The sequence below is a fragment of the Neoalteromonas flava genome (assembly GCF_002807685.1).
Classification (GTDB): domain Bacteria; phylum Pseudomonadota; class Gammaproteobacteria; order Enterobacterales; family Alteromonadaceae; genus Alteromonas_E; species Alteromonas_E flava.
The window spans coordinates 658,394-683,351 of the sequence record NZ_PEAX01000003.1 but is presented as its reverse complement, the minus strand read 5'-3'; the positions used below and the strand labels follow the sequence as shown (position 1 = coordinate 683,351).

The window sequence follows — 24,958 nt, the reverse complement described above, 5'->3', positions numbered from 1 at the left end:
TTATCAATTGGTATCGTTAATAATAACGCCGAAACCAGACGTAAAATGAGCAAAAAATGACCACTAACGTAGACGCTAAAGAAATTCAAAAATTCTCAGAGATCGCCTCTCGTTGGTGGGACTTACAGGGTGAGTTTAAGCCTCTGCACCAGATAAACCCCCTTCGCGTTGACTGGATCGCCACTGCGTGTGACGGTTTATTTGGCAAAACGGTATGCGATGTTGGCTGTGGTGGTGGGATCTTATCAGAATCTATGGCTAAGCAAGGGGCGGATGTCAGTGGCATAGATATGTCGGAGGATGCATTAGAAGTCGCCAAACTGCATGGTCTTGAATCGGGTGTTGCCGTAAATTATACGTTAAGCACCGCTGAAGCCTTTGCAGATAAACATGCGCACTCATTTGACGTTGTGACATGTTTAGAAATGCTTGAGCACGTGCCTGAACCGGCTTCCGTTATTTATTCATGCGCACGTTTAGTTAAACCTGGTGGCCATGTGTTTTTCTCCACGTTAAATCGAAATATGAAGTCCTTTTTAATGGCGATCGTAGGCGCTGAATATGTACTTAATATGGTACCGAAAGGTACTCATGAACACGCTAAGTTCATCAAACCCAGTGAACTGATGGCTATGATCGACCAAACTAATTTGACGGTAAGCGGTGCAATCGGTTTGCACTTTAATCCGTTATTACAAAATTATTATTTGTCAGATAAAAATCTAGATGTGAACTATCTTTTACATTGTCGCGCTTAATAGCGAAAACACTATATCTAGTTATTGCACTCACAAGTTAAACCTATATATCGATTTCCTCTAGGATCTACGTAAGTTATAAAAATTTGATTTTAACGCCAAAAAACTCGTTGATCTTTAGTAAACATTGCTAAGAAAAGCGACATAACGTTAGTCTCCACTAACTTAAATTTAATGCCAATTTTTATTTACTAAAATCACCATATATTGGGTTGCGTTAACAACCAAAGCGCACTATCTTGTGTTTCAGTTGCTCGCTAAAAACGTATAAAAAAGCAGCGACAAATTTAACTATAAGAATTCCAACGATACTCAAACTGAGCCTTATCGCTCTCTGTGTCGTGCGCTAACTCAATGAATGGCTAAAAATCATGAATAATAATCTGTATGTCACCAAACGTAATGGTGAAAAAGAAGCAATCGATCTCGATAAAATCCATAAGGTTATTACTTGGGCTGCGAAAGGGCTGAGTAATGTCTCGGTTTCTCAGGTAGAAATCAAAGCTCAAATCCAGTTTTATGAAGGGATCAGCACCGAAGTTATTCATGAAACCTTAATTAAGTCTGCTGCTGACTTGATCAGCACTGACGCCCCAGATTATCAATATCTAGCTGCACGACTTGCGATTTTCCACTTGCGTAAAAAAGCCTACGGTCAGTTTGAGCCACCAACGCTTGTTGACCATGTACAAAAAATGGTGAGCACGGGTAAGTATGATGCGCACATTCTTGAAGACTACAGCATTGCTGAATTAGAAGAGCTTGATGAGTACATCGACCACTGGCGTGATATGGATTTTAGTTATGCTGCAGTGAAACAGTTAGAAGGTAAGTATTTAGTTCAGAACCGGGTAACAGGTGAAATCTATGAGTCAGCGCAGTTCCTCTATATCTTGGTGGCTGCTTGTTTGTTTGCTGACTATCCCAAAGAAACGCGCATGGATTACATTAAGCGTTTCTACGATGCTACATCTAAATTCAAGATTTCTTTGCCTACACCAATAATGTCTGGTGTGCGTACCCCTACCCGTCAATTCAGCAGCTGCGTATTGATCGAGACAGGTGATAGCTTAGATTCGATTAATGCAACAGCAAGCGCGATTGTTAAGTACGTGAGCCAACGTGCCGGCATCGGCATCAATGCCGGTCGTATCCGCGCTTTAGGTAGCCCTATCCGCGGCGGCGAAGCCTTCCACACTGGATGCTTACCGTTTTATAAGTACTTTCAAACAGCCGTTAAAAGCTGTTCACAAGGCGGAGTTCGCGGTGGTGCAGCCACTCTGTTCTATCCACTTTGGCATTTAGAAGTTGAATCATTGCTGGTGCTTAAAAATAACCGTGGTGTTGAAGAGAACCGCGTACGTCATTTGGATTACGGTGTACAGTTTAATAAATTAATGTACCAGCGCATGATTAAGGATCAGAACATCACATTGTTCAGTCCATCAGATGTTCCTGGGTTGTACGATGCATTCTTTGCGGATCAAGATGAATTTGAGCGTTTGTATGTACAATACGAAAACGATCCAAGCATTCGGAAGAAGCAAATCAAAGCTGTAGAGTTATTTAGCTTATTTATGCAAGAGCGCGCTAGTACTGGGCGTATCTACCTACAGAATGTGGATCACTGTAATACCCACAGCCCGTTCAATCCTCAATTGGCGCCAGTACGTCAAAGTAACTTATGTCTTGAAATAGCTTTGCCAACTAAGCCATTGCAACACGTGAACGATGAAGAAGGTGAAATTGCATTATGTACGCTATCTGCCTTTAACCTGGGTGCTATCCAAAGCTTGGACGAGTTCGACGAATTAGCTGACCTAGCTGTACGTGCGCTTGACTGCTTGCTCGATTACCAGGATTACCCGGTGCCTGCCGCGCGTAATGCCACTGAAGGTCGCCGCACGTTAGGAATTGGTGTGATTAACTTCGCATACTACCTCGCCAAAAACGGGGTTAAATATTCCGATCACAGCGCAAATGGTTTAGTGCACCGTACGTTTGAAGCCATGCAATATTACCTGCTCAAAGCATCAAATAACCTTGCGAAGGAAAAAGGTGCTTGTCCGAAGTTTAATGAAACAACTTACTCTCAAGGATTAATGCCGGTTGATACCTATCGTAAAGAACTCGATGCAATTTGCGACGAACCGCTACATTACGATTGGGATGCATTGCGTGACGACATTGTTAAATACGGTTTACGTAACAGCACGTTGTCGGCCTTGATGCCATCAGAGACATCATCACAGATCTCTAATGCAACAAATGGTATTGAACCACCGCGTGGTCACATCAGTATCAAGTCGAGTAAAGACGGCGTATTGAAACAAGTTGTACCTGAGTATGAGCGGTTAAAAGATCAATACGAATTGCTATGGGATATTCCATCAAACGATGGTTATCTGCAACTGGTTGGTATTATGCAGAAGTTTATTGATCAAACCATTTCTGCCAATACTAATTACGATCCAAGCAAGTACGACGGTGGCAAGGTTCCTATGAAGCTACTGCTTAAGGATTTGTTGACGACTTACAAGCTGGGCGTAAAAACTCTGTATTACCACAACACCCGTGATGGAGCGTCTGACAGCAGCAGTGTTGCAATTACATCAGCGGGCGTTAAACAACCTCAAGCCACTGAAGTAGTTATGGCTGAAGATGACGATTGTGCGGGTGGTGCTTGCAAGATCTAACGCAGGCACCATAGCAACAGTAAAACGCGAACACGTACGTAGAATCGATATAAGAATAGGTTTCCATGAAATACACAACGTTTAATCAATCTGTTACGGACACTTTGTCAGAACCCATGTTTATGGGAAATCCGGTGAATGTTGCGCGTTATGACCAACAAAAGCACGAAATCTTTGAAAAGTTAATTGAAAAACAAATCAGCTTCTTTTGGCGCCCAGAAGAAGTTGATGTAAGCAAAGACCGTGTTGACTTTCAAAAGCTGAGCGATGCTGAACAGCATATTTTTATTTCTAACTTGAAATATCAAACCCTGCTCGACTCAGTACAAGGCAGAAGCCCAAACATTGCGTTATTGCCGATTGTTTCGATCCCAGAGTTAGAAACGTGGATTGAAACATGGTCGTTTTTCGAAACCATTCATTCGCGTTCGTACACGCACATTTTGCGAAATCTATTCACTGATCCTAGTGAGGTATTCGACGATATCGTTGTGAATGAGGAAATTAAAAAGCGCGCCAGTGACATCAGCCGTTACTATGATGACCTTATTTTCTATACCCAATTATGGCAAACCTTGGGCGAAGGCTTACACACTATAAACGGTGAGGCACATAACGTAACGATCCGTGAACTTAAAAAGAAATTGTTCTTATGCATTAACTCGGTTAATGCGCTTGAAGCTATTCGTTTTTATGTGTCGTTTGCCTGTACCTTTGCATTTGCAGAGCGTAAATTGATGGAAGGTAATTCTAAGATCATTCGTTTAATCGCGCGAGATGAGAACGTTCACCTAACCTCCACTCAACACATCCTTAATTTATGGGCGCGTGGCAAAGACGACCCGGAAATGGCTGAAATCGCTGAAGAACTCAAAGATGAAGCGCGCGAAATCTTCCTTAAAGCGGTTGAGCAAGAAAAGCAATGGGCTGATTATTTGTTCCAAAATGGCTCAATGATTGGCTTGAACAAAGACATTTTATGCCAGTACGTTGAGTATATTGCTAATCACCGTATGTCAGCGATTGGCATGGACCAACCGTTTGATGTGAAAGACAATCCACTACCGTGGATGAATAACTACTTGAGCTCAGACAATGTACAGGTAGCGCCCCAAGAGTCTGAAATCAGCTCTTATCTAGTCGGTCAAATTGATTCTGAAGTCAGCGTAAATGACTTCGAAGATTTTGAACTGTAAGTAAGCGATACATGTGACGAGCACTGCTGCCGACACATTGATTGTCACCGTTATCGACGGCAAGTCTGATAACGGTGATAAACTCGATATTACCCCTCTCCCCAAAGAAACCCTGCTTGAAACACTCGAACGGCACAATATCGATGTTCAGTTTCATTGCCGGGATGGTTTTTGTGGCGCTTGCCGCTGCAAAATGACCAGTGGTAGCGTGGACTATACCACCGACCCCCTCGCCTTTATCGATGACGATGAAATTTTACCCTGTTGCACAAGGGCAACATCACCAGTGACATTAATTGTTAGCTAGAAAATCCAAATACTATAGAACGAATCAGAAATACTAGTCGTCGCCCCGTTAGTTTGAAACTTAATCTGAGCCTTGATTCAAATAAAAAGGATTCACACGCATCTTTCATCTAATAGTTATTCTTGCAATCTAGCAAAAGATTAGACCATCACGCACATATTCGGTAAATCAAAGGTCAGATTTTAGAGAAACGTCAGCAGAAAATGGCTGCGTAGATTAGATGCTGCGATTGCTGAGTGCTGGTCGCAAAATAAGTCTATATTTAAATAACAGTTAATTATAAGTTTAACGGAATTGTCGGTATAGAAGTTCCTCTAAATTAAAAATTTTACCATTAAGGATCTCTATGTTATTCGGGATTGATAGTTCATCTTTTATGCCGCATGGCCATTGTATACTTTGGAAACCTGAACTACTTTTTCCTATCGTAATTTCAGAGATTATGATTTTCATTGCATATACATCAATACCTGTAGCGATTTATATATTTTACAAACGTAGACCTGATCTAACCAAAGATTCACAAAAAATACTCTTTCTATTCTTTCTTTTCATACAATTGTGTGGTTTTACACATTTGATCTCTGCATACAATTACTGGAACAGCGAGTACGTATTAGCGATGTTCTTAAAAGTATCAATTGCTATCGTTAGTCTTTTGACCGCCTACACGCTTTTTAAATTGCTACCAAAGCTTACCGCACTGCCGTCGCCTGCTGAGCATCTAAAGCTCATTGATGAACTACAAAAGCTAAATACTCAACTTGAAGAAAAGGTTCAAGAGAGAACCTCTGTAATTACAGAACAAAAGAATCTGTTAGCCACGCTCGTTGAGGGAAATCCAGGGTCTATTCTTAAATATGAACCTAAGTTTAATAATGGCAAGATAGTTGACTTTCGCAGTAGCATCGTTTCCGGCAAAGCTACTACAGAGGCCGGTGTAGCTAGCGCAAGTGAAGTTGTCGGAGAGTCGGTTTTAGAGCTGTTTCCAGACGTTATAGAAAATGGACATTTTGATTCAGCAGTTAAAGCTTTTAATAGTGATGACCTGGTTATTGAAGATCCTGTGTATAACAAATCACTAAAAAGATACTTTAGAGTTATTAATTTTAAAAAACCTGAAATGGACTTTCTTCTAGTTTACTTCACCGACGTTACGCAGAGAGAAAAAGTAAAACTAGAGGCTACAACAAATTCGAAGCTGATTAGTTTGGGTGAGCTTGCTGGTGGAATTGCACATGAAATTAATAGCCCTCTGCAGATAATCATTGGAAGCGCTGAAATATTAGAAAAATCAATTAGCTCTGAAGATATCATCGGAAATAAGTGCCTAACAAATATACGTAATACCGTTTTAAAAATTAGCGACATAATTAAAAACTTACAACGTCTATCACGGCATGAACCAGGGCATCCGCAGGAGGTAAGTGTTTATGAGATTGTTAAAAAAGCACTTCAACTTTACGAGCAGAGAATAAAAGTAAACGATATTAAACTTATAGGAAACTATGAAACAAATTCACAACTGCGCGTGAATACTATAGAACTAAACATTTTCCAAATAATTAATAACTTGCTATCGAACGCCATTAGCGCACTTCAAAAAATAAATGGCGATAAAATACTGACTGTTAAAATTAACGAAAATCAAAATGACATTGATTTGGCTATTATAAATAATGGTCCACTAATTAATGACGATGTTAAGGACCGAATATTTGATCCTTTATTTACTACTAAGGATGTTGGTGAAGGAACTGGCCTCGGTTTATCACTATCGAAGCGATTAGCAGAAGATATGGGGTCAGAGTTATTGTTTGAGCAATCAGCAAACTCTGTGAGTTTTATTCTAAAGATTAGGAATATAGATGAGAATCCTTCTGGTAGACGATGACCCAACAATTATTGAAGTATTCGAGATGCATATACAACACTATTACAAAGACTGTTTTATTTGCTCAGCAACAAATGGAATAGAGGCTCTTGAGATGTGCAGAGATAATACCTTTGACCTGGTCCTAACCGACGGGAAAATGCCCAAAATGGACGGCGTCGAACTTTCTAAAGAGTTGAAAGAAATTAACTATTCTGGAGTCATCATCCTGCTAACCGGTTACCATGAAATGAATGATGGAAGTAATTTAGAAGAGTTTGGTATAGCAAAGGTACTGCTGAAACCAGTGAAGTTGGAGGATGTTCGCGCTTGTATCGATTTAGTTAGGGATAAGTTATCTTCAAACAGGCAGAATTAAATCTTACGTTACAGAAAAAAATTAATTAACCCTATGCAACTAGGTTCTTGTCAGATTTAAAATTTTAGTACCGTTCTACTATGGCTGAAATTACTAAATTTACTTGTATTAGCTCAGAATTGTTCTGGCAGTTAATTATTATTCCCATTATCGCTTCCTGTTGAACGAAGTTTTTCCCTTATTAAAGTTGCAGCTATTGTGCTTATCGTTATCCTCAACCATAAATAATCATATGGAGATCCAGTGCAGATTCCCGAAAAACGAAACAAAACTAGAGAAGACGAGTCTCAATACGCATTGCTATTCAGTGATTTGTATCAATTCATGCGCGCTTCTACAGGCTTGTCTATTGCTATCTCTTACCTAGTAATGATTTTAACCAGTACTGCCTATTTGTATACGTTATACGACGCGTTTGGTATCGACATTGTTAAGTTTATTACATTAGAAGATATACTTGTCGCACCAATTAAAAACCCCGACATCATTGTCGTTTTCGCGTTTATTACCTTGTTCTTTTACTTTGCCGATAGCGCTAATTTATTCAGTGCGAAACAGCGCGCGAAGTACGCTGACAACCCTATGCCTCTCTATATAAAGGTTTTGTTATTTGTTTTTTGGGCACCGAAAAAGCGTAAGAATAATTTACGCCTGACCTTTGTGATGGGAGTGTTGTCTCTTGGAGCCTACATTTGGTTTTTCGCGAATAATGAAGCGGAAGATATAAAATCTGGTGGTGGGTCAAAGGTGACTATTGTTGTAAGCGATAGTGACGCCAAAACCACAACATTACTGGGCGTGAGTAGTTATTTCTTATTTACCTATGACGAAACAGCGCAAGACGCCAAGATATACAGTATTGAGGCGGTAGAGTCTTTGCAATATTTGAGTGAAAAGTCAGAGGACTAAACGCCTATACGTATAAAAAACAAATTTATACTTTACTGCTGAATAAGTTTTTTTATCGTCTCTACCACGAGCTCTCTGTCAGCGATATGAAGGTGATGTTTATCAGAATCTGAGTAAATTACCTGTGCATTAGCTGAAAGTTGTAGAAACTTCTCGTCCGCATTTTCAAACAGCAAATCCATTTTTTCAGCGACTGATTCTGGAACGAAAGGCGGATCATACCTTTCAAGCGATGGCTTGGCTCGCAGCACCAAAACAGGCTTATCGCCAAAATTCTGGGCGTTACGCAGTTGCTCGTAGCTATTCATATGGTCGATTTTTTCTGGTGCTCTTGCAAACAATGGTTCATGCACGCTTTGTTCGAATTCATAATAGCGTTTTAGTTGTTGGTCTTGAGTTTCAAAATCATCAGGCCATCGAGTGCCCATGGTATGAAAGTAACCAAACGGTGAAGGATCAATGAAAACAGCGCCCAAAACTTCTTTTTCGTATAGATTATTAAAGGCAGTTATGATGTTGGATGCATAGGAGCCGCCTGCAAAGTAATAAGGAGGTTCTACATTTGCAGCAGCTAACAAACGATGAAGTTGAATTGCAAGGTCATTCACTGTCACAGGGACAGGCCCTTGTTCACTTTTCCCTAAACCGTGCCGATCATAAAGACAAATACTGAAATCACCGAGTAATTCAACGATGTTCGGTAACCAGACGCCATCAGAACCTGAACGGCCGAAACCTTGCTCTAAAATCAATGTTGGGTGCTCGTTTTCATAGCATTCTAGATATTGTCGAACGCCACCAATATCATAGCTTCCAGATTTTGTTGGCTCTGGATTAACGCCATGTGCATTAAATGCGAGACAGCATGTGACCAAAAAAAGAAAAAGTTTCATCGAATAACCTTAAGCTTTGTTTCACCAAATATCATTGTGCAGAAGCTTGCAATTCGCGGAGATGAAGCACGGCCCATCCTCCAATGTATATATTCGACGGTCTGCGCGCACTATAAATGTCTTTAGATTCAATCAGCGAGCCGAATTCGTTGTGCGATAATAAAAGCGGTTCACTGCGATAGTAGTTCCTTAATGTTACCGCTTTGTCTGACTTGGCATGTTGGTAGGGTGAAGCTGGGTTACTGTAAGCGATATTACCGACTTTGAATAAGAGACCTTTTTCACTAATGCTTAATATCTTCATTGGAATATATTTAAACTTCCTATCTGAATCTGGAGCAATTGCAGTGTAATCGACATAAATAAAGTCATTTACCTGTGGACTGCTAAACACCTCTTGAGTTAACGCCTTATCGTATTGTAGATACATTAAATAAGCACATACTGCGCCAGTGAGCACCACTATTTCGATATATCTCTGTATTCGATCTTTAAGCGCTGCAAAGGAGAAAAAGGTGGGGTGTAAATTTGCATTATCATCCTGTAAATAAGCATTCATACATGAAGTCCGTTTTTCAAATCAATGTTTACCATGAAGCATTGAAACTTGAAATGCAACCAATCTAAGCCTAGGGAAGATGACACTAGGTATAAAAAAGCCCCCGGCTATTCAAGCAGGAGGCCTTTAAAATCAATTGTTCTGAGGGCGTTGCACGTAGTCTATTACAACGGTACGCCTAAACGTTCAGCCACTTCGATATAGGTCTCAACTACGCTACCTAAGCCCTGACGGAAACGGTCTTTATCCATTTTTTTACGGGTTTCTTTATCCCATAAACGGCAACCGTCGGGTGAGAACTCATCGCCAAGCACTATGCGGTTTTCAAACACTCCAAACTCTAGTTTAAAGTCGACCAATAACATACCTGCATTTGAGAACAATTCACGCAATACGTCGTTCACTTTAAAAGTGAGCATTTTCATTGCATCAATTTGCGTTTGAGTAGCCCAATTAAAAGAGATGATGTGCGACTCATTGACCATAGGATCATGTAAAGCATCGTTCTTAAGGAAAAACTCGAAGGTTGGTGGATTAAGCTCAATCCCCTCGTCGACCCCTAAACGACGGCACATGGAGCCCGCAGCGTAGTTTCTAACCACGCACTCGACTGGGATCATGTCTAATTTTTTAACTAAAGATTCGGTTTCGCTCAAACGCTCGATAAGTTGAGTCTCAACACCAGCCGCTTCAAGCTTTTGCATAATAAAGTGATTAAACTTGTTGTTGATCTCGCCTTTGCGATCCAACTTCTCAACCTTTTCACCGTCGAATGCCGAAGTATCATTGCGGAATTCTAAAATTAACTTGTCAGCGTCTTCGGTGGTAAAAACCGTTTTCGCTTTACCGCGATATAGTTCGTCGCGCTTTTGCATTAGAGCATCTCTCTGTTATTAGATATCAAGATCATCTTCTGACATTACTTCGGCAAAACGCGGAAATAAATCAGATACTTTATTGGCCGTGAACGGCTGGCTTTGGTTGTCCATCAGCGTAATTGAAGTTTTCGCCCCTAGCTCGCGCATTTGTAAGCGATAATCATCTTCTTCTAGCTCCATTGTGTCATCGTCAGAAAACCAACCTTCGTACCACTTTTCTTCAGTACCAGCATATGTCACAAAGAGTAGCCCATTGGATTTATCCAAGTCTTTAACATCGAAACCCAGCTTGCGCAGCACTAGTTGCATCCGCGGCCATGCGATATCGTACTCAGCATCAACGACAAAAGCTGCATTGCCATTGTCATCAAACCCCATTTCCATATTGAAGCCTTGACGGATTTGTTGGATTTTACGCGATGTTGCCAAACGGATCTGATAATCGTAGTGGTTAATTACCTGATTAAGAATACTGACTTCTTCCTGGCGTTCACGAATGGCATCGATATCAGCAACAACATTCTCACCACTTTGCTCTAAATAATCCACTAGTTCTGTATTCAAAGCAGCGCTGCGGCCATGTGCTTTCATATCTAACGTAAACTCAAATCGGCGGCCGACTTGGCTTTCTGTTGATGTCCAATCATACCAACTGCTGTCTTCATCTTCCTTGCTTACGATCATCCAGTCGGTGACTAATCGCTGGTTTTCTGCGTCAAAACTATCGACACCGATCCCCTGCTCTTCTAGAAACGCTAATAAAGAATTCCAAATAGCCTGATCGAGTGGCTGTGAATCATCCACTTTGTCAAACCAAATAGTGGCAGTTTTGGTACCTTCAGTAATATGCGAGCCGGTTACTGACGGAATAACTAAGCTAGGTGATGCGACTCTTAACTTTTGTCCGACTAACTCACGCTGCGCATTTTCACCTATTTCAGGCAATGCATAACGATTGGAAAAATTTGGTGTGTCAACATCGTCTGGAATGGCGATGGTCTGTCCGGGATTAACCTCCGTGTAATTAAAACCACCTGAGGCAAGTTCGCGTTCTTCCTTGCTGGCACACCCACTCAATAAAACTCCAACGAGCGCTGCAATACCAATATTCGCGAAGGGATTTAACTTTTTCATGTACACCTTATTTTAATAACTTTAATGACGCCAAAGTTGCTTCGATTTGTTTTTGGCTAACAAGTTCCGGCTCTACCATCGGTAAACGCAAAGTTGGCCCTGACATTCTGCCCATTTTATACAACGCCCACTTGGGCATCACTGGGTTAGGTTCAATAAACAGATCTAAATGGAGCTGCGCGATTTCAGCGTTTACACGCTCAGCTTCTGCATGCTGACCATTCATGGCAAGCTTGCACAATTGTGCCATAGCAGCGGGCACAATATTAGCGGTGACAGAAATAACCCCGTGTCCGCCAGCAATAAGAAAATCAAGACTCGTATCATCATCACCGCTTAGCATCACGAAGTCATTGGGAACTAAAGGTTGAGTTTCGCGCAGACGATTAACATCGCCTGTTGCATCTTTTAAGCCCACAATCGTTGGTAATTGAGAAAGCTCGGCAACGGTCTCTGGCAGCATATCAACGGCTGTGCGACCCGGTACGTTATACAAAAGATTTGGAAGGTCAGTCGCTTGCGCAATGGCAGTGAAGTGCGCCACCATTCCGCGCTGTTGGGGCTTATTGTAATACGGTACGACTGAAAGAAAACCTTCCACACCAGTTTTAGCCAACTGTTGAGATAAGAAAATGGCTTCTTCAGTTGCATTGGCACCAGCCCCAGCGATCACTGGTATTCTGCCGGCAGCAAACTCGACAGTTTTTTTAACTACGTGAACATGCTCATCAAAAGGTAACGTTGCTGACTCGCCAGTAGTCCCAACCGCTACGATACCATCGGTTTTTGACTCGATATGGAACTCTACTAATTGTTGTAACGCACCATAGTCAACCGTACCGTCGCTATGCATTGGTGTAACTAACGCAACCCAACTACCCGTAAACATGATCACCTCTTTATTTGCGAGCGCACATGGTAATGATGGACGCGTGTAAAAACAAGCGATCAGTGCCAGCAAATCATTAATTTTAACGCTATATTGCAACGACCACGATAAATCAGGAGAATACGCGCCCGTTATTCTTAAATTACGTGTTGATTTGCATGAAAATACAGTTAATTGTTACCGTCCTTGGCCATAATCGCCCGGGCATCTTAAGTGCACTGGCTGAATGTGTCGCTGAAGTGGGTTGTAACATTCTTGATAGCCGCCAAGCCATTTTTGGTAAAGACTTCACCTTAACTATGATTATTGAAGGTGGGCAAGCGGCGATAACCAAGGCTGAAATCATGCTGCCACGTTTGTGTATGGAGCATGATCTGCTTTCTATCCTCAAGCGTACAAGCGAACACTGTAAACAAAATTTAGAGCATTTGTTTAGCCTAGAGTTTAGTGGTGTAGATTCGGTAGGCATTGTTAAAGCAGTCACTTCATTGTTTGCACAGTTTGAGATAAGCGTTACTGCGTTGCGCCAACAAACATTCTTATATAAAGCGTCAGGTGCAAACATGATGCGCTGCAAAATGATGCTAAGCGCACCGCAAACCACAGACCTTGCTACCGTCGATACGGCTATCAGCGAAATGCTCGCATCACTTAACCTTAGTGGTAAATTGATCGACAAACAAACACAGGACTAACATGAAAACACTGATGAAAGGTGATAATGCACCACAATTTTCGCTTCTAGATCAAAACGAAAACACTATCAATCTTGCCGACTACAAAGGTAAAAAAGTACTGGTCTATTTTTATCCAAAAGCAATGACACCAGGCTGCACTGTACAAGCTCAAGGGTTACGCGATACGCACGATGCATTAGAGAAGCTGAATGTCGTTGTTATGGGTATCAGTATCGACGCTCCCAAGCGTTTAGCTAAGTTTGCTGAGAAAGAATCGTTAAATTTCACCCTATTAAGCGATGAAGATCACGCCGTCGCGGAACAGTTCGGCGTTTGGGGTGAAAAGAAGTTTATGGGCAAAGTCTATGATGGTATTCATCGCCTGAGCTTTTTGATCGATGAAAACGGAGTCATCGCTCATGTATTTGATAAATTTAAAACGAAAGACCACCATCAAGTCGTACTCGATTACCTCGCCCAGGAATAACAAAAAGCCGAGTTAATCTCGGCCTTTTTTTTTGTTGTTGGATTTAGGTCGCCGGCGGGATATCAGGTTCAGGGCTAGACGACCAAGCGTTTACGACAGCTTTAACCAAAGTTGCTAGCGGGATTGCGAAAAACACCCCCCAAAAACCCCATAAGCCGCCAAAAAATAGCACTGCGATAATGATCAGTAATGGGTGCAGGCTCACCGCTTCACTAAATAGAAGTGGCACCAACAGGTTGCCGTCCAGCGCTTGAATAATCGCGTAGGCAATCATTAATGTCCAAAACGGTGTCGTTAACCCAAATTGAAATAATGCTACCGCGGCCACAGGGATGGTAACCACGGCTGCACCGATGTAAGGGATTAATACCGACAGGCCCACTAACACGCCTAATAACACCGCATAGCGCAAATCTAATACTAAAAAGGTGATAACGGTTACGGCACCGACGATAATGATTTCAATTACTTTACCACGGATATAATTGGCGATTTGCGTATTCATTTCAGAACCGACTTTGTTAATTAGGCGGCGTTCTTTTGGCATAAAGCGTGATACGCCTTCAAGTAACAAAGCTTTATCCTTGAGCATAAAGAAAACCATCAACGGAACTAAAATGGCATAAATTAACAGCGCAGCTAAATTACCGATCGATGTAAATGACAATGAAATGATCTCTTGGCCAATTCCCACTGCGCGCTCATTAATGCTGACCATCATGCGCTCGATAGCATCATACTGAATAACCGTCGGGTATTTTTCCGGCAGCGTCATTAACCAGCTTTGTGCCTGTTCCCATATAATTGGGATCTCGCGGATTAAATTTGCACTTTGCTTAGTTACTACCGGAAGTAACATCACTAAGGCAATAATGGTTACCGTAAAAAATACGATTAGAACCAACGCCGTGGCAACCGTACGTTTTATACACACCCGCTCTGCTTGAGTCACCAGCCAATCGAGTAAATATGCCACAATAACCGCAACGATAACGGGCATCAGCATGCCGCCCCAAAACACCAAGACTAAACTACTGATGATGATCAGGACCAATAACATGAGTGCATCGGGATCAGAGAATTTACGTTTGTACCAGCGGTCAATAACGCTTAGCATATTTGGAGTAGAACCTTTTACTGTAGAAATTACTGCGATGATAGGTTAAGCATGGGTGCAAGTGCAATCTGCTTTGTCGCGGATAAAAAAGAATGTTTAATAAAGTGCAACTATTTTTAAGGTTTGAAGCTCTTATACCCTATGAGGTCTGCGTTCCTTAGTATTAACTATATTGCGTTACGTAAGTGACTGTGTTTTATACCTTAAGCTTGGAGAAGCATGATAAGTCGTAAATTGTTTAGCTGTATTTTCGTGTTGGTATATTGCGCGTTAGCCTCCCATGCGGCAGCCTTACAGAGCACTCGCAATGATCGCAATGAATTACCAGAAATAGGCGTAGTCGCTTCAGATACTGTTAGCATTGATAAAGAAATGCTGATTGGTAATGTGATCATGCGACAGATGCGTGCTCAGGCTCCTATCATTAATGACCCAGTATTAACTCAATATATTCAGGACCTGGGTAACCGCCTAGTTATCCATGCTGATAACGCAAAATTCCCATTTACCTTCTTTCTCCTGAATAACAGTGATATCAACGCATTTGCTTTCTATGGCGGCCATATAGGTGTGCATACGGGCTTGATTTACAACGCGGATAATGAAAGTGAAGTCGCATCTGTCTTAGCGCATGAAGTCGCTCACGTTACACAACGTCATTTAGCTCGGCGAATTCAATCAGCACAGCGTGCATCACCTCTGCAAATAGCCTCTCTAATCGGCGGGATATTGTTAGGAGCAATGGCTGGCGACCCACAAGCCGGGATGGCTGCGATTAGCGCCTCTCAAGCTGCCGCTGCACAAATGCAACTCAATTACACTCGTTCAAACGAGCAAGAGGCCGACCGCATTGGCATTACCATGTTGGCTCGAGCCGGCTATGATCCAGCTGCTGCGGCAACTTTCTTCGGTAAATTAGCCGCTCAAATGCGTGTTGTATCTCGTCCCCCTGCCCGCTTGCTATCTCACCCGTTGCCAGAATCTCGGATTGCAGACGCGCGGATCAGAGCGGCAAATCTTCCCAATGTACGATTGCCGCCTAGCTTATCATTTCATTTGGCAAAGTCGCGGATCCAAGCACGTTATATTTACGACAAGCAAGCCGCTTTGGACTATTACACTAATGCAGTTACCGAGCGTCAATTAGTCCCCGCCGCCGCTGAATACGGTTTAGCGTTAGCGTTATTGCGTGCAGATAAGGCCAATGAGGCGAAAGAAATTATTGACAAATTACTGGCTCAGGATCCAAGTAATTTATTTTACCTTGATACCGCAACTGACATTTATGTTGCTATGGGCGACGCCAAACAGGCTGTAGCAATGCTTACTGAAGAACTAAAAAACTCACCTCGTAATGCGGTGGTCACATTGAATTTAGCCAATGCAGCTATTGAAGATAAGCAGCTAGACTATGCTACTGAACTATTACGTGATTTTTTATTGCTAAACCCTGAACACATGCTGACCCATCAATTGTTGTCAGACGCCTACGGTAAAGCGCGCAAGTATAAAGAAATGCATCAAATGAATGCCGAAGTTTTTGCTCTGTTAGCGGCGTTCCCGCAAGCAATTGATGAACTACAACATGCGTATAACTTCACCGGCGACAACCATTTAGAAAAACAGCGTATCAGAGCTCGCATTCAACAGTTACGGGACGAAGAGGCTCGCCTAGAACGCCTCCTGTAGTTGCACTAGTGCCGCTTGAATTGATTGATTCGTTTGTTCACCTAACAACGGTGGCGTAATGCTGCCATCTGGCTTGATAATAAAGGTCGCTGGCAAGTATTGTGGTTTTTTCACTGGGACGTGACGGGTTAGCTCTGGTACCAGTAAATCAAAGGTCATTCTGTATTGCGTCGCAATGTCGCTCAACTTTTCGCGACTTAATGCATCGTAACTGATCGCAAATAAGTGCACGTTAGATTGCTCTTCGGCCCATTGTCCAAAGGCGTTTAATTCAGGCACTTCTTTTAAACACGGAGCACACCACTCTGCAAAGTAGTTAACCACCACCCAATCGCCCTCAAGCTGTTGCCATTGATACGAATCACCCTGCAACGTTTGAAAATCATATTGCTGTGACTGATACAACACGATACCTGCCGCAAGGGCACAACCTGCTACTACTGCAAATAACCACTTTTGCACTTGAACCTCCCCGTTCGTTACAGGGTATACTACTAGGTATTCTGCATATTTTGGAAGTTAACAAATGCAATATTTACATAATCCACGTTGTTCAAAGAGTCGTCAGGGCTTAGCACTACTTGAAGAAAATAACGTCGATATTGAAGTGATCGACTATCAAAAGACACCGTTGAACGCCACGCAGATAAAATCCATCGCGAAAAAGTTGGGAATTAACGACTACCGCGAAATGATGCGAACCAAAGAAGCTGAATATAAAGAGCACGACTTAAGTGCAGCTAATCAAGACGCATTATTAGATGCCATGGTACAAATACCAAAGCTCATAGAAAGACCGATTTTGGTTACTGAGAGTGCAGCACGCATTGGGCGTCCGCCGGAACAGCTATTGGAGATCCTGTGAGCCACGTACTTGTACTTTACTACAGTCAATCAGGTGCTACTCGTTTGTTAGCCGAGCAAATCGCTTTGGGGATCGAATCCACAGGCATGAGTGCACTGCTACGAACCGTACCTAAAGTTTCTACCAATATAGATGCAACTCAAGCGGCAGTGCCAGCGTCTGGTGCGCCTTATGTAACCAAACAGGAGTTGGCTGAGTGCGCAGGATTGGCATTAGGAAGTCCGACGCGCTTTGGCAATATGGCCAGTGCATTGAAACATTTTTGGGATAGCACCAGTGACCTTTGGCTTAAAGGTGCTCTAGTGGATAAGCCCGCCTGTGTATTTACTTCAACAGCGAGTATGCATGGTGGGCAGGAAGCGACCTTGTTGTCGATGATCACTCCACTGTTACATCACGGCATGCTAATCACTGGAATTCCCTACAGCGAACCGGACTTGGCTTCTACTCGCACAGGTGGAACGCCTTACGGCGCGAGCCATGTATCCTTTAATTCTGAAACCCCAGCATTAAGCGCAGAAGAGAAGAACCTAGCGTATAGTCAAGGCAAACGCCTAGCCAATTTAGCCGCCCTACTGAGTAAAGGCTTATCATGAACTTAACAACCCGATTTTATCGTTTTTTAGCGCTGACTTGTCATCTAGCATTGTTGGCCTGGGTGGTCCTTTGGCACTTTGGATTACGCACAGAGCAGGCTTTCAGTACAGTTTTCATTCTACTGATATATGTTCTGCCCTTGGTATTACCTCTGTATGGCGTGATAAAAGGCAAACCCTACACTCACGCATGGGCAAATTTTATTGTAATGTTTTACCTGATCCACGGTCTTACTATTATGTACGCAGAACCGCAGGAATGGCTGTATGCGCTCATTGAACTAATATTCGCCACAGGTATGTTCATTGGTTGTGCCGTTTATGCCAGAAAGCGCGGACGTGAGCTGGGTGAAGGGTTGCAAAAGTTATCAGTGGTGATGCAACAAGAACGAGACAAGTTTGAGCGAGGTTAAGCATATGCATAAGATCAGAAATATTGGGATCAGTGCACTTCTTTTTGCAACCATTATTACGCTTAGTGGTTGTGGTGGAGGTTCTGATGGTGGTGGGCCTTCGCCGACCACACCTGCGCCACCGCCGCCGACACCTGTGCCAGATGATACCCCTGCTACGCCCAGTCTCGAAGCTAATGGTCTGTCTCTATATGGCGATCTGACGGCGAATGTTGGTGAGTCAGTTGGGTTTGCAATTACCACCGATGATAATACCAGTATTCGCTCGGTCGAATGGGAACAGGTTAACGGCCCCACAACTATTGACCTTTTGGCCTCTCATACCCAAGCGATTGGCTTTGACCTCGCAACTGCCGGTGAATATGCCTTTACTGTTCAAGCCATAACCAGTAGTGGTCAAACTCGAAATCTGGACTTTACTTTACAAGTGGGTAACAACGCCGGAACTATGGCGAATATTCGTCTCGACCATGCAGCGACTGAGCGCGGTCGGGTATCGCTTAGAGTCGACGGTGTTGATGGCAAAACTATTACTGCTGTTACCTGGGATCAAGTTGCCGGTCCCGCTGCACAGAATGTGGTTATCGACGCAGACAATTTAAATTATGTGTTTTTTGATGCCCCTGCGGTCACAACCGATCGGGTCATTGTCTACTCAGCAACGGTTACCTATGATGACCAAACAACCGGCACGGACACGGCGTTAGTTGCGATTACCAATGATACGATCAATGAGTCTGGCTTTTTCCCCTCCAATAACCTAATTACTACTGCCGACATGTTCGCGTATCGCGCTGATAGTCCTTATGCGGCGGCGCTTGACAGTTGTGTTTACAATAACCAAATCGCTAATAGTTGTGCCTTTTCAACCCTACCTTTAATTGGACAGGTCAATGAAAACCCAAGTATTGAAGATATCTTAGACCGTACGTACGTATCACACCGTTGGATGGGCGAAAGATTTGAGCAATTCTTACGTACCTCAGCTGCAGGTCCAGATATGGTGCAGCTATTACGAGCGACCACCGCAGTGGTTATTTCCTATGAGGTCAGACCGTCATTTTATTGGACCGCTACAGGGGCCATTTATCTCGACGGGAATAACTTTTGGTTAACCCCTCAAGAGCGGGATACGCTGAATGACCGACCGGATTTTCGCAGTGATTTCGGGCAAGATCTTGCCTTCGTTATTCCGTGGCGGTATGTCAAAGACCGAGACTATTATCCGGCCGGCCGCTACCCGCAGGCGCAACGTTCTAACCGCACGTTCAGTGATTTAGAGGCATCGATTTCGTGGCTAATGTACCATGAATTAGGCCATGCCAATGATTTCTTCCCGCCAAGTCGATGGGCAAATCTGTCAATGAATGACAATCCGCTGGCACATTTTAGGAACAATGGCGCAACCTCAGATAACATTCCTGTGTCTTACCCGTTAGGTTCGGCTGAAATGAAATCCCTTGCGCAAGTGCGTTTTGCTGGTGAAGCCGCTACCACGACGCAGCGAAATTATAACGGCGCCGATATCGAGCAGTTTTTTGCGCCAGACGTTTCACCAAGTTTCTATTCTTATCTCAACGAGCGCGAAGATTTTGCCACATTGTTTGAACGCTTTATGATGCTCTATCGATTGGGTGCGAGTAATGACGTGGGTATTATCAATACGGTAAATAATGATGAACTCATTGTGACTTGGGGGCAACGGAACCGTATTAGCGACAACAGTTTACAACTGCGGGTACGCTTTGCCGTTGAAAATGTCTTGCCCGATCTTGACGTTGCCGCAATTCAAGCCCAATTACCTGCGCCACAATTGCTCGACCCATCTAAGAGCTGGTTCGACAATGTTATTTTAGCCGAAGGTTTACAATCGCTGAGTGATAATTCCAGGGTGCGCTTGTACGACCCACGTGTCCATGTACGCGAACACGTGCACGCCCCCCACCATGGATTCATTGTTCCTAACAATTAGAGGCCGAGTTCACGCTTGATCAAGTCTACGGTTAATGCTCGTTGCTCACGCAACGAGCGTTGATCAAGGCGTTCTATGGTATCCACTAAAATCTGCGTGCTGCGTTCGCAATGATTTAATAAGTACGAAATAGCCTTATCTGAAAACTTCATTCCCTTTAGTGCTGCGCGACGGATCAAGAGTTCGCGTTTATCATCATCGGATAAAGCGTGTAACTGATAGACTTGCCCCCACTGAAGGCGCGACACTAAATCAGGTAGCACCTGAATTGACATAGTGTCGCATTCTGGTTGCGAAATATTTTTGGTACTTGCGAATATAAGCAGTCCATGATCGATCTCTCGCCGTTGGTTGATCAGATCAAAAATCGCAATTTGCCAGTTACGGTCGCTACTGATCCCATCGACATCATCTATACACAATAAAGGTATATCACGAAATCCTTGTAACAACGCCGGTGGATATTGCGTGCAATCGCTAAGAGTTAAATAGTAGTGCTCGATATTCCTTTCATTCGCGAAATGACATAGCGCATACAACAAATGACTTTTTCCACTCGCCGTTCCACCATGTAGGAAAAGTTGCTGAAAATGGTGCTCTGGTAGGACTAACCCTTCAATAAATGCCGCTGCTTGCTCGATCAAAGCAACATTCGGACCCGCAACGAAATTGCTGAGCTGCTTCTCAACAGGGAGCTGAACAGGTAACGTAAGTTGCATGGTTAATTTGGTGTCCAAGCCAATTCATCAGTATTGATGACATTTCCAAATGCATCTAACCGTGGCAATAAACGACCATCCAGCACAAGTGCTTCAATCAACTGTTCAAAATCAGCAAATAAACGTACGTCAAAATAAGCCTGGCTGCCTTGTAAGCGTTGCAGCTGCACTGACTCAACCACGCTCAAAGAACTTAGCAAACTAAAAACTTGTTGATAGTCACTTAACCGTTGAATGTTAGTGACCGCTAAAGAAGCATTAACCAACCCTGCTTCATCAACGATTGATTCAATGGCATAGCGTTCGGACAATCGGTCTACGTAGCGCTGTATAAGCTCTTCTACCATTTGCTCTGGGGAGTCACCACCCAGCGTCCCACTGTGGACAGTGCTGTCTATCAAATAAGTGTAATCTAATTGATACTGCTGATAGTCAGCCAATAGTGCTTGAAACTCTTCAAAGCTAAATAAGGCGGCCGGCTCTACAGGTACAATTTCCTCAACTTCTTGGTACTCATCTGTATTCTCGGTTACACCTAATGCCTCAAGGCTATCTTCTTGTAATCCAGTCATTGTGCGAGGAGCATTTAAGTTAGAGTCTAGAACTTTTTCAGTCTCAGCAGATTTATCTACCTGGTCTGATTGTTCTACTCCCAAAGCTTGCTGAACTTCTATTGACTGCTCGCGCAATTGATTTAATTCTTCTATCCGTTGCTTTAATGCACCTGGGTCATAATCAGGTGACCGACGAACACGAGCAACGATAGAATGCGTAAGTCCATAACGAGTGTTTGCTTGTTTAATTGGACCGGTAAAACGCCCCCAAATATCATACAAAGAAACTAGCTGTGCGTCTTCAAGGTCATACAGTGGCAACACTATATTCACCCCTCGTTGCTGCGCTATCTTTTTTACGATCTGACCCAACTCACTCGGCTGACTTTCAGATAATAAGAAATTGTCTCTTGCACTGGGCTCATTGACGGTTAACCAAATAATGCTGTCCGGCCGTCGTGATTCCCACAATTTCAGTTGATTATCACGCAACAATGCTTGCATCTTTAACTTGTCAAAGGTTGCGATTAGATTAAGGTCGCCGTTGTCAATCTCGTACTGATATGCTTTTAACAAAGCAGTTGCTTGCTTATCCAAACGTTGCCACATTGCACGATCAAATTGATTACGATTCCCCGACATCTTAATAAGCGCTCGCCGAAACGCAGTACTTACGGCGCGCTGCTGTTCGCGCTGTGACTGATCGGCCACGTTGATTTTAACCACATGAGTCGCAATAACAGTGGATTCACTACTTTGCTGAACTTGTGCAAACGCGGTTAGTGATAAAAAAAACCAAGCGCCAATCGCGAATTTAACGGTTCGATGCATGATTACTGCTAACTGGATATCCATAGCCGTATTGTTATCGATTTGTCGACAATTTGCATCCGTTAATAATTTTAATTTGTCGCATTGGTAAACCTGTCGCTAGCTGGTAGAATTCGCACAATTTTTGATTCTTGTTTAAAGGAAACGCCGTGAGTAACGACAAACCCACGCTCAGCTATAAAGATGCTGGTGTAGATATTGACGCTGGTAACCAATTAGTTGAACGCATCAAATCAGTCACAAAAAGAACGACTCGCCCTGAAGTCAAGGGCGGTTTAGGCGGTTTTGGCGCACTATGCTCACTTCCACAGAAATACAAGAATCCGCTTTTAGTGTCTGGAACTGATGGTGTTGGTACTAAACTGCGTCTAGCTATGGATCTCGGTAAACATGACAGTATCGGTATCGATTTGGTGGCCATGTGTGTCAACGACCTTATTGTTCAGGGCGCCGAACCTCTTTTCTTTCTCGATTACTATGCGACAGGAAAACTCAACGTTGATACGGCAGCAGATGTAGTTTCTGGGATCGGAGAAGGCTGCGTACAAGCTGGTTGTGCATTGATTGGCGGCGAAACAGCTGAGATGCCAGGCATGTACCATGGTGATGATTATGATGTCGCGGGCTTTTGCGTTGGCGTGGTAGAAGCTGATGATGTTATCGATGGCAGTAAAGTCAGTTCTGATGATGCACTCATTGCGTTGGGCTCGAGTGGTCCACATTCCAACGGTTATTCTTTGATCCGCAAGATTATCGAAGTGGACGGTAGCGACCTTACCCAACCACTCGAAGGTAAACCTTTGGCTGAGCACCTGCTAGCGCCCACAAAAATCTATGTTAAGTCAGTATTAACGCTACTAGAAAGTATTGAAGTTCACGCCATTTCCCATATTACTGGCGGTGGATTTTGGGAAAACATACCGCGTGTTCTGCCAGACAACTATTGTGCAAAAATTGATGGTAGTAGTTGGCAGTGGCCGGCAATATTCAAATGGCTACAAGACGCTGGTAACGTAACGACTAAAGAAATGTATCGCACATTTAATTGTGGTGTCGGCTTAATCATCGCCCTACCCAAAGCGTCTGCACAGGCAGCTATAGATATCCTACGCGGTCAAGGTGAGGATGCTTGGTTAATTGGTGAGGTTGTTACCAAAACCGATGATAAGAGCGTTGTGATTGAATAATGGCAGAGCAAAATCTTGCCCGTATTGTGGTCGTCATTTCTGGTAATGGCTCAAATTTACAAGCCATTATCGACGCAGTAGTCAATAAACGGATTAACGCAGCAATTGCTGGTGTAGTGTCAAATAAACCTGACGCGTATGGTATTGAACGTGCCAAGCAAGCGCAAATCCCGGTATCGGTTGTGACTGCCGAACCCGGTGAATCGCGTGAATCCTTTGATGAGCGACTAGCTAATACTATAGCTAGCTATAAACCCACCTGTATTGCCCTTGCCGGTTATATGCGCATACTCACTGAAACCTTCATTAATCGGTTCGGTGATATTTTATTGAACGTTCACCCATCGTTATTGCCGAAATACCGAGGATTACACACGCATCAGCGCGCGATCGAAGCAAAAGACGACGAACATGGTTGTAGTATTCATTTTGTCACACCTGAGCTTGATGGCGGTCCAGTAATACTACAAGCTAAAGTACCAGTATTCGCCGACGACGATGTAGAGTCTTTGGCTGAGCGTGTGCAAACACAAGAACGCCAAATATATCCACTGGTAATCAAGTGGTTTTGTGAAGGGCGGCTAAGAAAAATAAATGATAAGGCTGTTTTAGATGAGCAAATTTTACCCGACAGTGGCTTCGCTGCTGATTAGTTTTATCGCCTGCGTACTAGCCAGTAAAAGCCTCTACGCAAGCGACATAGACCAAGCACAGCAACTTATCCCATTCAAAGCCGAATATATTGCTTTTCGCTTTGGTGATGATGTCGGTACTGCTACTTTAGCACTTGAGCACCTAGGCTATGACCAGTATTCACTGACCTATAGTTCGAAAGTGTCAAAATTCTTTCTTTCCGACAAACGCTACGAGCATTCAATTTTCTCTTTCAGTGACGGTCAAATAACGCCGCAAAGTTACAATTACACCCGTTCGGGTACAGGCCCAGATAAAGCCCTATCGGCTAATTTTGATGCAGCCTCAAAGAGCATTATGGTCGATGGTCAAAAGCTGAAAGATTGGCAAGGTGAGTTTGACAATCAACTGTTTCGCATCGATATTCCTCGCCAACTGTCTAGGGACAAAAAAGAAATGCGCTATGCATTTGTGAATTATCGTGGCCAACCTCGCGAATACATTATAAAGGTCGTTGGCAAGGAGCAACTTGATCTTCCCTATGGCATGGTAGATAGCGTGAAGATTAAGATCGACAGAGGCTCAAGCTCACGTGAAACCTTCGCGTGGTTCTCGCCGGCTTTGGATTACACGCTGGTGCGTCTACAACAATTTAAAGATGGTGAAGAACAAGGCGACATTCAGCTAAAAACGCTGGTTCAATCACCACATTAAGCTCGCGTTTGAGGTTTTTCCACTATACTTATA

The 24,958-nt window shown here is 43.2% G+C and carries 26 protein-coding genes; 17 read left to right on the top strand and 9 right to left on the bottom strand.

Annotation, left to right across the window (positions count from 1 at the left end; translation table 11 throughout):
* The first annotated feature begins 56 nt into the window (after positions 1–56).
* The 7 genes from ubiG (at position 57) to CSH92_RS08990 (ending at position 8,118) form a co-directional block, all read left to right on the top strand.
* Positions 57–758: a bifunctional 2-polyprenyl-6-hydroxyphenol methylase/3-demethylubiquinol 3-O-methyltransferase UbiG gene (gene ubiG / locus CSH92_RS09020; protein WP_100657268.1), complete on the top strand. Its 702-nt coding sequence runs from the start codon at positions 57–59 to the stop codon at positions 756–758.
* Between the two features lie 371 nt (positions 759–1,129).
* Positions 1,130–3,454, top strand: coding sequence for a class 1a ribonucleoside-diphosphate reductase subunit alpha (nrdA, locus tag CSH92_RS09015; protein WP_100657267.1), 2,325 nt, complete (start codon positions 1,130–1,132; stop codon positions 3,452–3,454).
* 65 nt (positions 3,455–3,519) lie between these two features.
* Positions 3,520–4,650, top strand: coding sequence for a class Ia ribonucleoside-diphosphate reductase subunit beta (gene nrdB / locus CSH92_RS09010; RefSeq protein ID WP_100657266.1), 1,131 nt, complete (start codon positions 3,520–3,522; stop codon positions 4,648–4,650).
* A 13-nt stretch (positions 4,651–4,663) separates the two neighbouring features.
* Positions 4,664–4,957 (top strand): class I ribonucleotide reductase maintenance protein YfaE, encoded by a 294-nt coding sequence (gene yfaE, locus CSH92_RS09005; protein ID WP_420807501.1) that lies wholly within the window; start codon positions 4,664–4,666, stop codon positions 4,955–4,957.
* A gap of 346 nt (positions 4,958–5,303) precedes the next feature.
* Positions 5,304–6,851, top strand: coding sequence for a sensor histidine kinase (locus CSH92_RS09000; protein ID WP_100657265.1), 1,548 nt, complete (start codon positions 5,304–5,306; stop codon positions 6,849–6,851).
* The gene (locus CSH92_RS08995; RefSeq protein ID WP_100657264.1) at positions 6,826–7,209 is read left to right on the top strand and encodes a response regulator transcription factor; all 384 of its coding nucleotides are present in this window, start codon (positions 6,826–6,828) and stop codon (positions 7,207–7,209) included. The genes CSH92_RS09000 and CSH92_RS08995 overlap by 26 nt, the downstream gene beginning before the upstream one ends.
* 243 nt (positions 7,210–7,452) lie before the next feature.
* A complete protein-coding gene (locus tag CSH92_RS08990; protein WP_100657263.1) occupies positions 7,453–8,118 on the top strand; it encodes a hypothetical protein in 666 nt (221 codons plus the stop codon).
* Between the two features lie 32 nt (positions 8,119–8,150).
* On the opposite strand, the gene CSH92_RS08985 is transcribed toward CSH92_RS08990, so the two are convergent.
* From CSH92_RS08985 to dapA, 5 genes are all read right to left on the bottom strand, one after another.
* Entirely contained in the window at positions 8,151–9,011 is an 861-nt protein-coding gene (locus tag CSH92_RS08985) for an alpha/beta fold hydrolase (protein ID WP_100657262.1), read from the bottom strand.
* Positions 9,012–9,042: 31 nt separating this feature from the next.
* Positions 9,043–9,570, bottom strand: a complete 528-nt coding sequence (locus CSH92_RS08980; RefSeq protein WP_100657261.1) for a hypothetical protein — start codon at positions 9,568–9,570, stop codon at positions 9,043–9,045.
* A 164-nt stretch (positions 9,571–9,734) separates the two neighbouring features.
* Positions 9,735–10,445 (bottom strand): phosphoribosylaminoimidazolesuccinocarboxamide synthase, encoded by a 711-nt coding sequence (gene purC, locus CSH92_RS08975; protein WP_100657260.1) that lies wholly within the window; start codon positions 10,443–10,445, stop codon positions 9,735–9,737.
* An 18-nt stretch (positions 10,446–10,463) separates the two neighbouring features.
* Positions 10,464–11,582: an outer membrane protein assembly factor BamC gene (gene bamC, locus CSH92_RS08970; RefSeq protein ID WP_100657259.1), complete on the bottom strand. Its 1,119-nt coding sequence runs from the start codon at positions 11,580–11,582 to the stop codon at positions 10,464–10,466.
* A gap of 7 nt (positions 11,583–11,589) precedes the next feature.
* A complete protein-coding gene (gene dapA / locus CSH92_RS08965) occupies positions 11,590–12,471 on the bottom strand; it encodes a 4-hydroxy-tetrahydrodipicolinate synthase (protein WP_100657499.1) in 882 nt (293 codons plus the stop codon).
* A 158-nt stretch (positions 12,472–12,629) separates the two neighbouring features.
* On the opposite strand from dapA, the gene CSH92_RS08960 reads away from it, so the two are divergent.
* Positions 12,630–13,166: a glycine cleavage system transcriptional repressor gene (locus CSH92_RS08960; RefSeq protein ID WP_100657498.1), complete on the top strand. Its 537-nt coding sequence runs from the start codon at positions 12,630–12,632 to the stop codon at positions 13,164–13,166.
* Position 13,167: 1 nt separating this feature from the next.
* The gene (bcp, locus tag CSH92_RS08955) at positions 13,168–13,635 is read left to right on the top strand and encodes a thioredoxin-dependent thiol peroxidase (RefSeq protein ID WP_100657258.1); all 468 of its coding nucleotides are present in this window, start codon (positions 13,168–13,170) and stop codon (positions 13,633–13,635) included.
* A 43-nt stretch (positions 13,636–13,678) separates the two neighbouring features.
* Here the strand turns inward: bcp and CSH92_RS08950 are convergent, their stop codons facing one another.
* Positions 13,679–14,752 (bottom strand): AI-2E family transporter, encoded by a 1,074-nt coding sequence (locus CSH92_RS08950; RefSeq protein ID WP_100657257.1) that lies wholly within the window; start codon positions 14,750–14,752, stop codon positions 13,679–13,681.
* 219 nt (positions 14,753–14,971) lie between these two features.
* Between CSH92_RS08950 and bepA the strand changes: the two genes are divergently transcribed.
* Positions 14,972–16,441 (top strand): beta-barrel assembly-enhancing protease, encoded by a 1,470-nt coding sequence (gene bepA / locus CSH92_RS08945; protein ID WP_100657256.1) that lies wholly within the window; start codon positions 14,972–14,974, stop codon positions 16,439–16,441.
* Here bepA and CSH92_RS08940 read toward each other — a convergent pair.
* The gene (locus tag CSH92_RS08940; protein ID WP_100657255.1) at positions 16,424–16,903 is read right to left on the bottom strand and encodes a TlpA family protein disulfide reductase; all 480 of its coding nucleotides are present in this window, start codon (positions 16,901–16,903) and stop codon (positions 16,424–16,426) included. The genes bepA and CSH92_RS08940 overlap by 18 nt on opposite strands.
* Positions 16,904–16,967: 64 nt before the next feature.
* On the opposite strand from CSH92_RS08940, the gene arsC reads away from it, so the two are divergent.
* Genes arsC through CSH92_RS08920 form a run of 4 tightly spaced genes read left to right on the top strand, consistent with a single transcriptional unit; the run spans position 16,968 to position 20,287 of the window.
* Positions 16,968–17,306, top strand: coding sequence for an arsenate reductase (glutaredoxin) (gene arsC, locus CSH92_RS08935; RefSeq protein WP_100657254.1), 339 nt, complete (start codon positions 16,968–16,970; stop codon positions 17,304–17,306).
* Entirely contained in the window at positions 17,303–17,902 is a 600-nt protein-coding gene (gene wrbA / locus CSH92_RS08930; RefSeq protein ID WP_100657253.1) for an NAD(P)H:quinone oxidoreductase, read from the top strand. Before arsC ends, wrbA begins: the two co-directional genes overlap by 4 nt.
* Positions 17,899–18,315, top strand: coding sequence for a DUF2069 domain-containing protein (locus CSH92_RS08925; RefSeq protein ID WP_100657252.1), 417 nt, complete (start codon positions 17,899–17,901; stop codon positions 18,313–18,315). Before wrbA ends, CSH92_RS08925 begins: the two co-directional genes overlap by 4 nt.
* 4 nt (positions 18,316–18,319) lie before the next feature.
* Positions 18,320–20,287: a PKD domain-containing protein gene (locus CSH92_RS08920; RefSeq protein WP_100657251.1), complete on the top strand. Its 1,968-nt coding sequence runs from the start codon at positions 18,320–18,322 to the stop codon at positions 20,285–20,287.
* Here the strand turns inward: CSH92_RS08920 and hda are convergent.
* Together hda and CSH92_RS08910 are read right to left on the bottom strand one after the other, a co-directional pair.
* Positions 20,284–21,024: a DnaA regulatory inactivator Hda gene (gene hda, locus CSH92_RS08915; protein WP_100657250.1), complete on the bottom strand. Its 741-nt coding sequence runs from the start codon at positions 21,022–21,024 to the stop codon at positions 20,284–20,286. The two genes, CSH92_RS08920 and hda, sit on opposite strands and share 4 nt — an antisense overlap.
* Positions 21,009–22,415: a DUF2066 domain-containing protein gene (locus tag CSH92_RS08910; protein WP_100657249.1), complete on the bottom strand. Its 1,407-nt coding sequence runs from the start codon at positions 22,413–22,415 to the stop codon at positions 21,009–21,011. The genes hda and CSH92_RS08910 overlap by 16 nt, the downstream gene beginning before the upstream one ends.
* A gap of 125 nt (positions 22,416–22,540) precedes the next feature.
* Between CSH92_RS08910 and purM the strand changes: the two genes are divergently transcribed.
* From purM to CSH92_RS08895, 3 genes are read left to right on the top strand one after another with little or no spacing between them, the layout of a single operon-like run.
* Complete coding sequence (gene purM, locus CSH92_RS08905) at positions 22,541–23,578, top strand: phosphoribosylformylglycinamidine cyclo-ligase (protein WP_100657248.1); 1,038 nt, start codon at positions 22,541–22,543, stop codon at positions 23,576–23,578.
* Positions 23,578–24,231 (top strand): phosphoribosylglycinamide formyltransferase, encoded by a 654-nt coding sequence (gene purN, locus CSH92_RS08900; RefSeq protein WP_100657247.1) that lies wholly within the window; start codon positions 23,578–23,580, stop codon positions 24,229–24,231. Before purM ends, purN begins: the two co-directional genes overlap by 1 nt.
* Positions 24,191–24,925 carry a DUF3108 domain-containing protein gene (locus CSH92_RS08895; RefSeq protein WP_100657246.1) on the top strand — a complete coding sequence of 245 codons (735 nt, stop codon included), beginning with the start codon at positions 24,191–24,193 and terminating at the stop codon, positions 24,923–24,925. Before purN ends, CSH92_RS08895 begins: the two co-directional genes overlap by 41 nt.
* Positions 24,926–24,958 lie beyond the last annotated feature (33 nt).